Source organism: Variovorax sp. V15 (assembly GCF_041154425.1).
Lineage (GTDB): Bacteria > Pseudomonadota > Gammaproteobacteria > Burkholderiales > Burkholderiaceae_C > Variovorax > Variovorax guangxiensis.
Genome location: NZ_AP028659.1, coordinates 597,234 through 612,500 on the forward strand (window position 1 = coordinate 597,234; position 15,267 = coordinate 612,500).

At 69.8% G+C, this 15,267-nt stretch carries 14 protein-coding genes; 8 read left to right on the forward strand and 6 right to left on the reverse strand.

The window, feature by feature from the left end; all coding sequences use genetic code 11:
* Positions 1–25: 25 nt before the first annotated feature.
* Positions 26–304, reverse strand: coding sequence for a DUF3567 domain-containing protein (locus ACAM57_RS02965; RefSeq protein WP_184642041.1), 279 nt, complete (start codon positions 302–304; stop codon positions 26–28).
* A 147-nt stretch (positions 305–451) separates the two neighbouring features.
* Entirely contained in the window at positions 452–1,660 is a 1,209-nt protein-coding gene (locus tag ACAM57_RS02970; protein WP_369660655.1) for a DUF3108 domain-containing protein, read from the reverse strand.
* Positions 1,661–1,800: 140 nt separating this feature from the next.
* Here ACAM57_RS02970 and ACAM57_RS02975 point away from each other — a divergent pair, with 140 nt between their 5' ends.
* Positions 1,801–2,898: a fumarylacetoacetate hydrolase family protein gene (locus ACAM57_RS02975; protein ID WP_369660656.1), complete on the forward strand. Its 1,098-nt coding sequence runs from the start codon at positions 1,801–1,803 to the stop codon at positions 2,896–2,898.
* A 6-nt stretch (positions 2,899–2,904) separates the two neighbouring features.
* Here ACAM57_RS02975 and ACAM57_RS02980 read toward each other — a convergent pair whose 3' ends face one another.
* Entirely contained in the window at positions 2,905–3,687 is a 783-nt protein-coding gene (locus ACAM57_RS02980; RefSeq protein WP_369660657.1) for a LuxR C-terminal-related transcriptional regulator, read from the reverse strand.
* A gap of 98 nt (positions 3,688–3,785) precedes the next feature.
* On the opposite strand from ACAM57_RS02980, the gene ACAM57_RS02985 reads away from it, so the two are divergent.
* The 3 genes from ACAM57_RS02985 to ACAM57_RS02995 are packed head-to-tail and all read left to right on the forward strand — an operon-like array spanning position 3,786 to position 6,772.
* Positions 3,786–5,537, forward strand: a complete 1,752-nt coding sequence (locus ACAM57_RS02985) for an FAD-dependent monooxygenase (protein WP_369660658.1) — start codon at positions 3,786–3,788, stop codon at positions 5,535–5,537.
* Positions 5,534–5,755, forward strand: a complete 222-nt coding sequence (locus ACAM57_RS02990; protein WP_184642036.1) for a hypothetical protein — start codon at positions 5,534–5,536, stop codon at positions 5,753–5,755. The genes ACAM57_RS02985 and ACAM57_RS02990 overlap by 4 nt, the downstream gene beginning before the upstream one ends.
* Before the next feature lie 42 nt (positions 5,756–5,797).
* On the forward strand, positions 5,798–6,772 hold the full coding sequence (locus ACAM57_RS02995; protein WP_369660659.1) for a Bug family tripartite tricarboxylate transporter substrate binding protein: 975 nt from the start codon (positions 5,798–5,800) through the stop codon (positions 6,770–6,772).
* Positions 6,773–6,889: 117 nt separating this feature from the next.
* Here ACAM57_RS02995 and ACAM57_RS03000 read toward each other — a convergent pair whose 3' ends face one another.
* Together ACAM57_RS03000 and ACAM57_RS03005 are read right to left on the reverse strand one after the other, a co-directional pair.
* The gene (locus tag ACAM57_RS03000; protein ID WP_369660660.1) at positions 6,890–8,062 is read right to left on the reverse strand and encodes a toxin-antitoxin system YwqK family antitoxin; all 1,173 of its coding nucleotides are present in this window, start codon (positions 8,060–8,062) and stop codon (positions 6,890–6,892) included.
* 4 nt (positions 8,063–8,066) lie between these two features.
* On the reverse strand, positions 8,067–8,480 hold the full coding sequence (locus ACAM57_RS03005; protein ID WP_126025831.1) for a VOC family protein: 414 nt from the start codon (positions 8,478–8,480) through the stop codon (positions 8,067–8,069).
* 64 nt (positions 8,481–8,544) lie between these two features.
* Between ACAM57_RS03005 and ACAM57_RS03010 the strand changes: the two genes are divergently transcribed.
* The 4 genes from ACAM57_RS03010 (at position 8,545) to ACAM57_RS03025 (ending at position 13,507) form a co-directional block, all read left to right on the forward strand.
* Positions 8,545–9,747, forward strand: a complete 1,203-nt coding sequence (locus tag ACAM57_RS03010; RefSeq protein ID WP_369660661.1) for a TraB/GumN family protein — start codon at positions 8,545–8,547, stop codon at positions 9,745–9,747.
* Between the two features lie 11 nt (positions 9,748–9,758).
* Positions 9,759–10,130: a DUF2946 family protein gene (locus tag ACAM57_RS03015; protein WP_184642031.1), complete on the forward strand. Its 372-nt coding sequence runs from the start codon at positions 9,759–9,761 to the stop codon at positions 10,128–10,130.
* A 126-nt stretch (positions 10,131–10,256) separates the two neighbouring features.
* Positions 10,257–12,548 carry a TonB-dependent receptor gene (locus ACAM57_RS03020; RefSeq protein ID WP_369660662.1) on the forward strand — a complete coding sequence of 764 codons (2,292 nt, stop codon included), beginning with the start codon at positions 10,257–10,259 and terminating at the stop codon, positions 12,546–12,548.
* Positions 12,549–12,586: 38 nt separating this feature from the next.
* A complete protein-coding gene (locus ACAM57_RS03025; RefSeq protein WP_369660663.1) occupies positions 12,587–13,507 on the forward strand; it encodes a copper chaperone PCu(A)C in 921 nt (306 codons plus the stop codon).
* An 18-nt stretch (positions 13,508–13,525) separates the two neighbouring features.
* Here ACAM57_RS03025 and ACAM57_RS03030 read toward each other — a convergent pair whose 3' ends face one another.
* Positions 13,526–15,238, reverse strand: coding sequence for a phospholipase D family protein (locus ACAM57_RS03030; protein ID WP_369660664.1), 1,713 nt, complete (start codon positions 15,236–15,238; stop codon positions 13,526–13,528).
* Positions 15,239–15,267: the final 29 nt, after the last annotated feature.

Sequence of the window (15,267 nt, forward strand, 5' to 3'; positions counted from 1 at the left end):
TGTCGGGAAACCGGCCGGATCGGGTTCAGTGCACCAGGACCGGGGTGTGCGCCAGTTCGGCGTAGCCCTCGAGCGTGTCTTCCACCTCTTCCTGCGTGGGGGTGTTGAGCTGCCAGGCGGCGATCTGTTGCTGGAACAGCTCGGCCCAGGAGCCGTCGAGGTACACCTCCTTGCCCGAACGCTTGTCCACGATCTCGAAGCCATGGCGTTCGAGGACCGGCATGTTCGGCTGCGCGGACTCCTCGCCTTCATTGGGCTGCACGTGGACGACGACGAAAGACTCCGAGTCATAAAGCATGTTCATGGCGGGCCCTGTGAGAATGTCGATGGCGTTCATGGGGGTTAGATAGCAATCAACGCGCCAGTTTCAAGATAGGTTGTCTATCTGTAAAACCAACTGGCTAATTGGCCTATCTCTGGCTCCTTTCGCTTCGTTAGCGTGACTTTCTCCTCAATTGGGCGGGCCGGAGGGCAGGGGTTTGCGCAACTGCGCGTCAGCGAAGTCCCCGTTGGCCTCGGTTTGCCTGATCCGCACGGGTAGATACCCGTATTCCGGGGCCAGCCAGAGTTCCAGTTTCCTGTCGAAGGCCTTGCGCGGGTCGCGGGTGAGCTTGCGGGCGATGAATTCGCCGGCGGGCAGGCTGAGCTTTTCCTCCTCGCCGACCACGAAGACCCAGACTTCGGCGTCCCGCGGCCCCACGGTCTGCACCGAGATCCTGGTGCCGGCGGGATAGCGCTGCGGGCTGGCCGCCAGCAGGCCGCCGAGCTGCATCATCACGCTCATGCGGTCCTGCGCGCCCGGCAGCAGCGGCACCGGGGGCGCGTTGTTGCTGAAGACGATCTGGTTCTGGTCGCGCACGAAATGCGAGGCCACTTCGGACTTGCGGCTTTCGGAGTACCGCTCCGGCTCCAGGCCTGAAGGGCCGATGCGCCCGGTGCTGTGCCAGTTGAGCAGGGTGAAGAACACTGCCTTGAGCGTCAGCCGGCCGTCGTAGCGGGTGCCGTCCTGCAGCCAGACCAGCTCGCCGAACACGCCGCGCTGGGGGGAGGCGCCGCTCTGGCCGGTGGCCTCGAAGTCCAGCGTGACCGAGCCCGGGATCTTCATCGCCTGGGTCCCGGCGATGGTGCCCGAGGCCTCGCCGCCGGCCGCCGCCTGGGTGCCGGTTCCGCTGCCGCCGGAAGGCGATGTCGCCCCAGCCGGCGCCCCAGCCGGCGCACCGCCCGCCGCTTCGGGTGGTGCTGCTCCTGAATCGGTAGCAGCCTGGGCTGTCAGGTCGGGCGTTTCCGGTGTCGGTGTCGCGGCTGTCTCGGGTTCGGGCGATGGCTCGGCGGGGGCCGGCTTCGGTGCCGGCTTCGGCCTGGGCACCGAGGCTTCGCGCGGCCGCTTGGGCTTCGGGGGTGGTGCGGGCTTCGCTTCTGCAGGGGCGGCTGCCGGCGCGGGCGCCTCGGCGGCCGGCGGCGCGATCACGATGGTGCGTGTGCTGAACTTGTTCGCCAGCGGCGAGGGCTCCGGCCCGATGGCCATCGGCGCGAGCCCGAGCAGCAGCAGGTGGATCAGCCCCACCAGCAGCGTCAGCCCGATCAGCACCCGCCACGACGGACGCCCCGGCAGGCCGGGAGGCAGCGACGGCGAGGAAGAAGGGGCGACGAGCGTCGGCATCGGTAAGTGGAGTGGGGCGCCGGCCCGGAGGTTCACCAAAGACCACCTCGGTAAACTGCCGCCCGTTCAACCAGTTTAAGTGGGAGCGGCGACCGGCCCGTGCCGGCGGCCCGCTCCAGTCCTCACGCACGCACCGCATCATGAAACTCGCCACCCTGAAGGACGGCTCGCGCGACGGCCAGCTCGTCGTCGTATCGCGCGACCTCACGCTCGCCCACTACGCCACCGGCATCGCGAACCGGCTGCAGCAGGTGCTGGACGACTGGGGCTTCATGAGCCCGCAGCTGCAGGACCTGTACGCCAGCCTCAATGCCGGCCGCGCGCGCCACGCCTTTCCCTTCGACCCGGCCATGTGCATGGCCCCGCTGCCGCGCGCCTACCAGTGGGCCGACGGCTCGGCCTACATCAATCATGTGGAGCTGGTGCGCAAGGCGCGCAACGCCGAGGTGCCCGAGAGCTTCTACACCGACCCGCTGATGTACCAGGGCGGCAGCGACGACTTCCTCGGCCCGACCGACGACGTGGTCGTGCCCAGCGAGGCCATGGGCATCGACTTCGAGGCCGAGATCGCCGTCATCACCGGCGACGTGCGCATGGGCGCCACGCCCGACCAGGCGCTCGACGGCATCCGCCTCGTGATGCTGGCCAACGACGTGAGCCTGCGCAACCTCATCCCGGCCGAACTCGCCAAGGGCTTCGGCTTCTTCCAGAGCAAGCCCGCCACCGCCTTCAGCCCCGTGGCCGTCACGCTCGACGAACTCGGCGAGGCCTGGCAGCACGGCCGCGTGCACCTCGCGCTGCAAAGCAGCTGGAACGGCCGCAAGGTCGGCATGTGCGACGCCGGCCCGGAGATGACCTTCCACTTCGGCCAGCTCATCGCCCACATCGCCAAGACCCGCAACGTGCGCGCCGGCAGCATCGTCGGCAGCGGCACCGTGAGCAACAAGGGCGTGGAGAAGAAGGACGGCCAGATGGAGTGGCCCAAGGGCTATTCGTGCATTGCCGAGAAGCGCTGCATCGAGACCATCCAGACCGGCCAGCCCTATACCGACTTCATGAAGTTCGGCGACACCATCCGCATCGAGATGAAGGGGCTGGACGGTCGCTCTCTCTTCGGCGCGATCGACCAGGAGATCGTGTCGACCGCGGGGCGTCCGAAGGATGCGCCGGTGTCGCTGGTCAAGCCGCAGGCCGGCGACGAGGCGCCGCAGCCCGAAGAGGAAACCCCGGAAGACTGAAGCGGCTCAGTGCGGCCCCGCGCCGCGCAGCAGCTCCTTCTGCGACCGTATCCCCAGCCGACGGAACGCCCGGTACTGGTGGGTGCGCACGGTAGTCAGCTCCACGCCGATCTCGCGCGCCGCTTCCTTGGCCGTGCGGCCCGCCATCAGGTGGCCGATGACTTCGCGCTCGCGCAGGCTCAGCCTCAGCAGCCGCTCGGCGAGGTCGGGCTCCACCGCCTTGCGTGCGCCGACCGCGCTGCGGCCGTGCGCCGCGGTGGCGTCGGCCAGCAGCGTGGCGTGCGCCTCGATGAGCGCGAAATCCGCCGCGCCGAACTCCGGCTGCGCGAGGCTGCGGTAGAAGCTCACCGCCACGCGCTGCCCCGTGGGCTGCAGCAACAGCACCGACGCGCGCTCGCGGATGCCCACGTCGCCATAGCAGGCGGCGCGGTACACCGGGTCGGCCACCTCGTCGGCGCGCTGGTGGCCCATCCATAGCTGCGCGCGTCCGGGCAGCTTGCGCGCGGCGAGCCAGGCCATGTTCGGGTCGAGCAGGTCGAAGCGCTGCGCCACGTAGCGCTCGGAGGTGCGCTCGGCCGTGCTGCCGTAGCTGCTGGCGGCCGACACCAGCTCGATGCGGCCGGCGGCATCGACCACGAACACGGTGCAGAAGGTCACCGGCATCACGCGCTGCATCGCCCTGAGGTAGCTGGTCGCGAGCAGCGGCGTGCCCACGCCCGAGAGCACGTCGCCGACCACGGCCGCGGCCAGCGCGGCGTCTTCTGAAGGGTGGATGCGCCAGCGTCTCATGGCTGGAAAAGGAAGGAAAAAAGGGCGCGCATGAGGGTAAACACTTCGTACGAAGTTATGACATTGCTGCCCCGCGCGCATCGGGACAATCCCGCCGGATGACGAATTCCCCCGCTGCCACCCTCGGCGATGCCGCCAGCGGCCCCGTGCCGCCGAAGCCCGGCGCCGATGCCGGAGTGCCGCCTTCGGTCGGCGCCTTCCACTACACGCGCTACGAACCCCGCACGCCCGAACTCGGCCCCGATGGCATCGAAGCAGCCAGCCACCCCGTGGTGATCGCGGGCGGCGGGCCGGTCGGCATGGCGCTCGCGCTGGGGCTCGCGAACCACGGCGTGCGCAGCGTGATCCTGGAGGCCGACGACACCGTGTGCGTGGGCAGCCGCGCGGCCTGCATCTCGCGGCGCAGCCTGGAGATCATGGAGCGGCTCGGCGTGTTGCCCGCCTTCATGGACAAGGGCCTGCCCTGGACCGGCGGTCGCAGCTTCTACAAGACCGCCGAGGTGTTCCGCTTCGAGATGCCGCACGACGAGCGGCAGAAGCTGCCGCCGATGATCAACCTGGAGCAGTACTACGCCGAGCACTACCTGCTCGCGGAGATCCTGCGCCGCAACGAACAAACGCCGGGACTCATCGACATCCGCTGGGGCACCGAGCTCACCGGCCTCGCGCAGGACGAGGAGGGCGTGATCCTGGACGTGCGCAATGCCCTCGGTGCCTACCGGCTGCGCGGCCAGTGGCTCGCGGCCTGCGACGGCGGCCAGAGCTTCGTGCGCAAGGCGATGGGCCTTGCGCTCGAAGGCACGGGCTACGAAGGCCGCTACGTGATCATCGACATCGAACTGAAGAGCGGCCACCCCACCGAGCGCCGCGCCTGGTTCGACCCGCCCTGGAACCCCGGCTCGACCGTGCTGATGCACCGCCAGCCCGACGACATCTGGCGCATCGACTACCAGCTGCGCCCCGGCCAGAGCACCGAGGAGGCGCTGCAGCCGGCGGCCGTTGCCGAGTTCGTGCAGCGCCACCTCGACGCCATCGGCGAAGGCCACCTGCCGTGGAAGACGGTGTGGACTTCGGTCTACCGCGCCGGCGCGATGACGCTGGAGAGCTATCGCCACGGCCGCGTCGTGTTCGCGGGCAACGCGGCGCACGCGATGCCGATCTTCGGCGTGCGCGGGCTCAACTCCGGCTTCGACGACGCGGACAACCTCGCGTGGAAGCTGGCCTTCGTCGCCCGGGGCCTGTCGGACGCGGCACTGCTCGACTCCTACTCGCAGGAGCGCATCGAGGCCTTCCATGTGAACGCCGAGAACGCGATGCGCAGCACCGAGTTCATGTCGCCGCCGTCGCGCGGCTTCGACCTGCTGCGCGAGGCGGCGCTGTCGCTGTCGGAAGAGCACCGCGGCATCGCGCAGCTCATCAATCCGCGCCAGACGCAGGCGGTGCGCTATGCCGCATCGCCCCTGTCGAGCGAGGGCGACGAACTGCCCGCCGGCCCGCTGCCGGGCGAGGCGATGCCCGAGCAGCAGCTCGAACGCGGCCATCTCACCGACTGGATTGCGCCCAGCTTCACGCTGCTGGTGCTGCGGCCAGACCTCGTCGCGCTGCCGTCCGACGACATCGAGCGGGCACGCAAAGGCGCGCTGCCTTTCGTGGTTCGTGCCATCGCAAGCCCGGGCACCGACGGCGCCGACGCGCATGCCTCGCCGGCAGTGTTCGAAGCGCTCGGCGCGAAGGACGGCGCCGTCTACCTGTTGCGCCCCGACGGCCACGTGGCCGCGCGCTGGCATCGCCTGCCGGCCGGCGCCCTGCAACCCGCGCTGGCCCGTGCGGCCAGGGAGCTTTCAGCATGACCGACACGACGACGACACAGCTCCACCCCGACGCCCGCGACCGCCTTTACGCCGAGTGCGCGCGCGCCATCACCGAGGCGGGCGCCGAGCGCGAATCGCTCTTCCTCGCGCGGCTCGCGCTGCTGCTGTTCGAGCAGGTCGGCGACGAGGCGCGCTGCCGCGCCGCGCTGGCCGACGCGCTGCGCGCTCTGCCCGTACCATCGCTTTCCGCTTCCTGATTTCCGGAACTACATACAACCAGCAGATTGGAGACTGATTCCATGGATCGCCGCACCCTTCTCGCCACGCTCGCCTCCGGCGCCGCGATGGCCGCATCGCCCTTCGCCCGCGCGCAGGAATACCCCGCGCAGCTCATCAAGTGGGTCGTGCCCTATCCGGCAGGCGGCGGCACCGACGTGATCGCGCGCGTGCTCGCCGAGGCCATGCGCCAGACGCTGGGCCAGCAGATCGTGGTGGACAACCGCCCCGGCGCCTCGACCAACATCGGCGCCGACATCGTCGCCAAGAGCAAGCCCGACGGCTACACGATCCTGTCGGCCGACAACGCGGTGCTGGCCTTCAACGAGCACCTGTTCAGCAAGCTGCCCTTCAGCCCCGAGAAAGACTTCACCTACATCGGCGCCATCGGCAAGTTCCCGCTGGCGCTCGTGGTGCATCCCGACTTCCCGGCGAAGAACTTCAAGGACTTCCTGGCCTACGTGAAGGCCAACCCCGGCAAGGTCAACTACGCCTCGCCCGGCAACGGCTCGCCGCACCACCTGGCGATGGAAATGTTCAAGGTGCGCACCGGCACCTTCATCACCCACATCCCGTACCGCGGCGCCGCGCCGGCCATGGCCGACGTGATGGGCGGCCAGGTGCCCTGCATGTTCCTCGACCTGGCCTCGGGCCTGCCGATCATGCAGAGCAACAAGGTGCGCGTGCTGGCCATCGGCTCGGGCGCGCGCAGCAAGCCGCTGCCCAACGTGCCGACGCTGGCCGAGGTGGGCGTGCCCAACACGGAAGTGTTCGCGTTCCAGGGCATCCTGGGCCCGGCCAACCTGCCGGCGGCGGTGGTGAACAAGCTCAACGGCGACCTGAACAAGGCTTTCAGCACGCCGGCCGTGCAGAAGCGCTTCGACGACTTCGGCATGGAAGCGATGCCGGGCACGCCGACGCAGTTCGCGGCGCTGTCGCGTGCCGAGTCGAAGCGCTGGGGCCCGATCATCAAGCAGGCGGGAATCAAGCTGGACTGAGCTCGCCAGGAGCAGCTCTTTTCGCGGGACACCGCGGAACCGGCTTCGCCGGGCCGCAGGTGTCGCCCCCGGTAGGGGGTTGGCGCAGCGACACGAAGTGCGCGGAGCCTGGGGGCGTTACCTTGTATATGCCTTGCGCGAGCCGTCCTCGAAGACTTCGTCGTCGCGCTGCAGTTCGCCGTTATCGTCCCATGCGCGCTCGCGCGTGACGCGGCCCTTGGCGTCGAAGCTCGACTCGGCCAGCAGCGTGCCCTTCTCGCTGAAGCGCTGGTGGGTGCCGACCGGTATCTGCCGGTTTCGGCCCTGTATCTCGTAGCGGCCCTGCGCGGCGCGCTGGCCGCTGTCGTAGAACTCGGTGATCTCGACCGCGCGCGCGTCGCCGTTGCCGCTGTAGGCCGACTTGCTGCGCGGCTGGCCGTTGAGGTAGTAGCTGTCGTCGACGATCGGTTCGCCCGCGCTGTTCCAGCGCTGGTCGCGCACCAGCGTTCCCTTTTCGGAGAAGGCCTGCTCGCGCACGCGGATGCTCGTGCGCTCCACCAGCAGGAAGGCGGTCTCGCGGCGCTTGACGCCTTCCGATGAAAAGCTCTGCTCGACGCGCTGGTTGCCCACCGTCTCGTCGAGCGACGAGGTCTTGCCGTTGTCGTAGAAGCTTTGCGCGCGCACCCGCTTGCCCGACACGTACGCGAGGCGCGAGCGCAGGATGCCGCGCGCGTCGAACAGGTCGACCTGCGAGGGGCCGGTGCCCGAAAAGCCGCAGAGCTTCGCGTCGTCGACCACCGGCGCCAGCGTGGGCGCGTCGGCGCAGCGCAGGGCCGAGAGCTGGCCGTGCTCGGTGAACTCGACCGAGGCGCGCTCGTTGCCTCCGCCGGTGTCGGAGGTCGGATAGAAGATCGCGCGGCGCAGCTTGCCGTCGGGATAGAAGCTGCGCACCAGGCCGCGCTCCTGGCCATCGTCGTAGGTGGCGTCGCGCAGCACGCGGCCGGTGGGCGAGAACTCCCGGGCGCGGCCCTGCAGGTTGCCCTTGGCGTTGACGCTTTGCTCCCTGGCGAGCTTGCCCTTCTCGTAGATGCGCACCAGGCCCATCGACACGCCGTTCTGTATCTGCTCCTCGCGCTGCAGCTCGCCGCTCGCGCGGTCCTTGCAGCGCAGCAGGCCGGTCTTGCCGGCGGTGCTGCTGCCGTTGTCGGGGTTCACGGGGCGGCCGTTGAGTTCGCAGTCGAGCTGGGCGTGCGCGAGGGTGGCGCACAGCAGCGCCAGGGGCGCGATGACGGCGGCCGGGCGCGGGATCATCTGCTTACTTGTCGTAGAGGGAGTCCAGGGAACGGAAGCCCTTGACCTCGATCGGATTGCCGAACGGGTCGTGGAAGAACATCGTCCACTGCTCGCCGGGCTGTCCCTCGAAGCGCACCTGCGGCTTCAGTACGAACTCGGTGCCGGCGGCCTCCAGCCGCTGCGCCATCGCCTGCCAGTCGGGCAGCGCGAGCGCGAGGCCGAAGTGCGGCATGGGCACCATCACGTCGCCGACGCGGCCGGTACGGGCGGTGGCGAAGGGTTCGCCCAGATGAAGGGAAATCTGATGGCCGAAGAAGTCGAAGTCGACCCAGGTGTCGGTGCTTCGGCCTTCGGCGCAACCGAGTACGCCGCCATAGAAGCGGCGGGCGCCGTCGAGGTCGCGGACATTGAAGGCAAGGTGGAAGATGCTTTGCATGGTTTCGGATTATGGGCAGCGGTGCTGTGAGAATGCCGGACTTTCTTTCATCGTGGAGCAAGCCTTGCGGATACTCCGGATCCTCGCCGCGCCCCTGTGCGGCATCGCTTTCCTCTTCACCTTCGGGGCGGCTCAAGCCGCCTGCCCGCCTTCCGCCATCGCCAGCCTCGAGAAGCCCGGCGTCGCCATGCGCAACGGCGTCGACCGCGGCGTGCTCTGGCGCATCGAGCGCGACGGGCGCACCTCGTGGCTGTACGGAACCATCCACATCGGCCGTGGCGACTGGGTGCGGCCCGGCCCCACCATCCAGAAGGCGCTGACGCAGAGCGACACCGTCGCCCTCGAACTCGACATGCGCGACGAAGCCACCGCGCGCACGATGGCCCGCCCGGCCGACCCCGAGCTGCTGGCCCGCATGATCAGCGGCGAGCGCGCCCGCCGGCTGGAGCGCCAGAACAGCGAAGCCTGCGTGCCGCCGGGCTCGCTGTCGAAGCTGCAGCCGATCCTGCAGGTCACGGCGCTGGCCGGGTTGGTGGGGCGTGCCGACGGCCTCTATCCTGAATTCGGCGTGGACGAGACGCTGGCCGTCGCCGCGCGCAACGGCAACAAGCCCATCGTCGCTCTCGAGAATGCGCAAGACCAGCTCAAGGTGCTGACCGGCAATTCCGAAGCCGAGGAGGCCGAGCAGGTCGACGCGGCCCTCGACGAACTCGAATCGGGCAAGCTGCGGGGCCAGATCAAGGAGCTGGCCGACGTCTGGGCCCGCAGCGATGCCGCCCGGCTGGCCCGCTACCCCGAGTGGTGCGACTGCCTCAACACGCCCGCCGAGCAGCGGCTGCTCAAGCGCCTGCTCGACGACCGCAATCCGAACCTCGCCGACGGCATCGAACGCCTGCACGCCAGCGGCAAGGGCGTGTTCGCCGCGGTCGGTGCGCTGCACATGATCGGCCCGCAGGGCCTGCCGACGCTGATGGCGGCGCGCGGCTTCACCGTGACGCCGGTGCTGACCAACGCGCAGGAGCAGACCGCGCAGCCGATGCCCGCGCTCGCGGCGCCGTCGCCGGCGCCCAGGGCCGCGCGCGGCGGCAAGGCGGTCAAGGGCCAGCGCGCAAGGGCCGCGCCTGCCGCTGCCGCAAGAGGTGGAAAGTCGGCCAGGGCGGCGCCCGCCGCAGCCAAGGGCGGAGCCCGCGCACCGGCCAAGGCTGCCGGCAAGACCACGGCCTCCAAGGCCCCGGCCCCTGCCGCCAAGGGCAAAGTGCGCAGATAATCGCGGCCGCCATGCACGCGCTGCACCGATCCACCCGCTCCATCGCCCTCGCCGGGCGTTTGCTGCTGCTGTGGTTCGTGATGTCGCTGGGCGTGGCGGCGGCGTCGCCGCTGGTGAACCCCCAGGCCATGGAGCTGGTGTGCTCCAGCGCCGGTTCCATCAAGGTGGTGGTCCACACCGAGGACGGCGTGAAGGAAATGGGCGCCTCGCACATGGACTGCCCGCTGTGTGTGCTGACCGGCGCTCCGCCGCCGGCCATGGCCGCCCCGGTTTTCGATCTTCCCCTCCCGCTGGGCCGCGTGGTCCAGCCCATTCCCGCCGCGCGCCTGGCCGCGGCCACCGCGGCGCCGCTGCCGGCGCGCGGGCCCCCGACCTTCTCCTGACGCTCTCAAAACCGTAGCCGTGCATGCGCGCCCGAAGCGCGCGCGCGGCTTGTCCGGCCTGTCCGGTTTGAAGCTTCGTGGAGAAGGTTCCTCTTGAAAAAGCATTCCCGCGCCCTGGCGATCGCCATGGCATTTCCCCTCGGCGCGCCCGCGCTGGCGCAGCAACTGCAGCCGGCCGAGGCGTCTGAAGGCGGCCCCGGCGGCCGCTCGCTCAACACCATCACCGTGACCGGCGGCCGGCCGACTTCGCTGCCCGCGCAGATCCCCACCACCATCGAGGGCGTGACGCACGAGCAGATCGTCGAGACCGTCAACGCCACCGACAGCGAGGACGCGCTGAAGTACCTGCCGAGCCTGGTCGTGCGCAAGCGTTACATCGGCGACTTCAACCACGCGGTGCTCGCCACGCGCGCCTCGGGCACCGGCAACAGCGCGCGCTCGATGGTGTACGCCGACGGCATCATGCTGTCGAACCCGCTGGGCAACGGCGCCACCTATGCGCCGCGCTGGGGCATGGTGTCGCCTGAGGAGATCGAGCGCGTCGACGTGCTCTACGGGCCGTTCTCGGCCGCCTACCCCGGCAACTCGGTGGGCGCGGTGGTCGACTACGTGACGCGCATGCCCACCAAGTTCGAGGCGCACGTCAAGCTCAGCGGCTTCGTCTCGAACTTCGACCTCTACAACAGCCATTCCTCGCCGGCCGGCCAGCAGCTCGACCTGTCGCTGGGCAGCCGCAGCGGCGACTGGTCGTGGTGGCTCAGCGCCTCGCGCACGCACAGCAAGGGGCAGGCGCTGGTGTTCGGCAACCGGCTTGTGAGCGCCGGCACCGTGGGCAACGCGGGCACGCCGGTGACCGGCGCGGTGGGCGGCCTGAACCCGTCGAACCAGCCCTGGTGGCTGGTCGGCGGCTCCACCATCTACGACACCACGCAGGAGCAGGCCAAGCTCAAGCTGGCCTACGACTTCTCGCCCACCGTGCGCGCCACCTACACGCTGGGCGCATGGAACAACACCACCCACGGCGGCGTCGATACCTGGCTGCGCGACGCCTTCGGCCGGCCGGTGTACGGCGGGCGGGTGAACATCGGCGGCCGCAGCTACAACCTCGATTCGCCCAGCGCCGCGCTCGCGCCCACCGAGACCGCGCTCACGCACTACATGCACGGGCTTTCGGTGAAGAGCCACACCGGCGGCGTGTTCGACTGGGAGGTGGCGGCCAGCCTCTACGACTACTCGCGCGACACCTCCCGCACGCCCACCACGCCGCTGCCGGGCGCCTTCGGCGGTGGCCCGGGCCGCACCACCGACATGGGCGGCACCGGCTGGAACACCTTCAAGGCGGCCGGCACCTGGCGGCCCACCGGCTCGGCCGAGGGCGTGGGCGCGCATGTGGTCGACTTCGGCTTCCAGCAGGACACGGCGCGGCTTCGCACCAGCGTCGGCAACTCGCTCGACTGGCTCGGCGGCTCGCCCGTCTCGCCGTTCTCGGCCTTCAATGGCAACACCCGGCTGCAGTCGCTCTACGCGCAGGACACCTGGCGCTTCGCGAAGGACTGGAAGACCACGCTCGGCCTGCGCCACGAGCGCTGGGAGGCCTACGGCGGCCAGCTCGGCAACGCCAGCACGCTGCTGAACTTCTCGCCGCGCAAGAACAGCTACGGCTCGCCCAAGGCGGCCATCGCCTGGCAGGCCACCTCCGACTGGCTGCTCAAGGCCTCGACCGGCCGCGCGGTGCGCATGCCCACAGTGAGCGAGCTCTACCAGGGCTCCATCGACGGCAACCGCATCGTCAACACCAACCCGAACCTGCGTCCCGAGCGCTCGTGGACCACCGAACTCACGGCAGAGCGCGACCTCAAGGGCTGGGGGCTCGACGGCGTGCTGCGCACCACGCTCTTTTTCGAGAACACCAGGGACGCGCTCTATACGCAGGCGCTCACCAACCTCGTGAGCACCGTGCAGAACGTCGACGCCATCCGCACCCGCGGGCTGGAGGTGGCGCTGAACGCGGTCGACGTCGGCGTGCGCGGGCTGGACCTGAGCGGCAGCCTCACGCTGACCCGCTCGAAGATCGCCGCCAACAGCGGCTTCGCGGCCAGCGTCGGGCACGACCAGCCGCGCGTGCCGAGGGTGCGCGCCACGCTGCTGGCCACCTACCGGCCCGACGAGCGCTGGAGCTACACCGTGGGCGCGCGCTACAGCGGCAGGCAGTACGGCACCCTGGACAACAGCGACCCCAACGGCTTCGCGTACATGGGCTTCTCGAAGTTCTTTGTGGTCGATGCGCGCATACGCTACCGGATCGACCGGCAGTGGAGCGCCTCCTTCGGCATCGACAACCTGAACAACAACAGGTACTGGGCCTTCCACCCGTATCCGCAGCGCACCTACGTGGCCGAACTCAAGTTCGACCTTTGATCGATGACTCCCCGTTCCAACCGCAAGGACCAAACGACATGAACAAAACGACTTCGATGGCCATCCTCAGGACCACCGCCGCATGCGCCATGCTGGCCGGCATGGGCGCCGCGGTGGCGCACGTCACCCTGCGCCCGGGCGGCGTGACCGTCGGCAGCGACTACGACGCCGCCTTCCGCGTCGGCCACGCCTGCGAAGGCGCCAAGGCCACCACCGGCCTGGCCGTGCGCCTGCCCAGGGGCTTCATCCTGAGCGACGCCCAGGCGCGCAAGGGCTGGAAGCTCGATGTGCACAAGGGCGCCAAGGACGGCGAAGGCGAGGTCCGCTGGACCGCCGAGACGCCCGGGAACGCGCTGCCCGGCAGCGAGCGCGCCGAGTTCGTGCTGCGCGGCAAGGTGCCCGCCACGCCGGGCACGCTGTGGTTCAAGGTGCTTCAGACCTGCGACGTGGGCGCTGCCGACTGGGCCGAGGTGCCGGCCTCGGGCAGCTCCACCGCCGGCCTGAAGAGCCCGGCCGCGAAGCTGAACGTGGTGGCGCAGGGCGTGGCCACGGTCGACGTGCGCGACGGCTGGGTGCGCCAGTCGGTGCCGGGCCAGAGCGGCACCGGCGCCTTCATGAAGCTGACCTCGCCCACCGGCGCGAAGCTGGTGGGCATCTCCACGCCGGCCGCCGGTGTCGCCGAAGTGCACGAGATGAAGATGGAGGGCGACACCATGAAGATGCGCGAGCTCTCGGCTGGCCTCGACCTGCCCGCGGGCCAGATCGTCGAGCTCAAGCCCGGCGGCTACCACGTGATGATGATGGACCTGAAGGGCGCGCTGGCGAAAGGCGCGACCGTGCCGATGACGCTGACTTTCCAGGACGCCAAGGGCGCCAAGACCACGCTCGACGTGACGCTGCCGGTGGGCGCGCCCGAAGGCGCGGATGCCGGCAGTGCGGCGCACCAGCACAAGCACTGACCGGCGCCGCCTCCGCTCTCAGAGCAGCTGGTCGGGCGCCAGCGGTCCGAAGAGCTTGAGCATCAGCCGCAGCATGGCGCCGGCGTCGGGCTCGGTGGTGGCGTCCTTCAGGCTGCTGCCCTGGGGCGCGCGCCACACCAGCGAGCCGTCGACCAGCTCGACGCGCCATGAGCGCTCGCGCATGCCGCGCTCGATCTGCTCGGTGGCGGCGCGCGAAAGCTCGTTACTGCGGATCAGCAGTGCGATCTCGGTGTTCTGCAGCTGGGAGCGCAGGTCGAGGTTCATCGAGCCCACCACCAGCAGCCGGCCGTCCATCACCAGCACCTTGGAGTGCAGCATCGCGCGCGATTCGCCGGGGGCGCTGCTGCCGCCCGAGGAACCGAAGACATTGCCGAAGCTCGCCTGCTCGCTGCGCAGTTCGTAGAGCTCGATGCCCATCTTCAGCAGTTCCTCGCGGTGGCGCGCGTAGCCCACGTGCGCCACCGGCGCGTCGTTGGAGGCCAGCGAGTTGGTCAGCACGCGGATGCGCACGTTGCGGGCGCGGGCCGTGGAGAAGGCCTGCAGCATGTCCTTTCCGGGCACGAAGTAGGGCGAGATGATGGTCAGGTCGGTTCGTGCCTGGCCGATGAGCTGCAGCAGTCCCTCGACCACGGTGTCGCCGCTGGCTGCGATGTCGGAGGCGGCTTCCAGCGAGGCCGGGCCGCGAGAACTTCCGGCCTTGTCGTCGGGACGGCTGACCACCAGGCCCGGAGCCTTCGCGTTGCCGGGGCCGGAGTCGGCGGGAATCTTGCCGGGCTTGTCGGCCAGCATCACGGCCGGCGCCCAGACGAAGGTGGCTGTGCGCAGGTCGAGCGGCTTCTCGTCCCAGGCTCGGGCGCGCTGTTCGGCTGTGGGCGTTCCGGCGCCTCCTTCCTGCTGCCGGGCCGATTCCTCGGCCAGTTCCTGGGCGGCCTTTCGCGCGCGGTCGCGCATGGCCTGCAGCTCCTCGCGGGTGACCAGCGACTGCACCGGGTAGGCGCGCTCGTTGTTCCAGTAGCTGTCGAAGCTGCGCGACAGGTCCTGCACGATGGGGCCGGCGGCCAGCACGTCGACATCGACGAAGTTGCCATTGGTCGCGTTGCCGAAGTAGGCGTCGCCCAGGTTGCGCCCGCCCGTCACGCCCAGCACGTTGTCGGCCAGGAACAGCTTGTTGTGCATGCGCTGCTGGATGCGCGAGGCGTCGTCGATCGAGTTGAGCAGGCGGCTGAAGGTGGAATCGCGCGAACCCGCGAGCGGGTTGAACAGCCGCATCTGGATGTTGGGAATGAAGGCCAGGCCGAGCACCAACGCGTCGCGGCCGGTGGAGTGGAAGTCGTCGAGCAGCACGCGCACCCGCACCCCGCGCTCGGCCGCCGCGCGCAGGCCGCGCACCAGGCGGCCGGTGCTGGCGTCGGCGTGGATCGCGTAGTACTGGAGGTCCAGCGTCTTCTGCGCGCCTTCGATCAGCGCGAGGCGGCTGCCGTAGGCCGCCTGCGGACCTCCCAGCAGAAGGAAGCCGGATTCGTAGCGGGCCTTCTCGGCCTGCCGGCGCTGCTGCACCAGGTCGGCCAGCGCGGTGCCGGTGGCCGGCGCGGCGATGGCGGTCGAGACGGGGCGATCGACGTTCTGCGGCAGTTGCGCGCAGGCGCCGAGGGTCAGCAGCGCCAGCAGTGCCGTCGACCGGCGGAAGAACGTCTGAAAGGATGAAGGCATGCGGCTTTCCCGGGCTTGGAGGGGTGCCG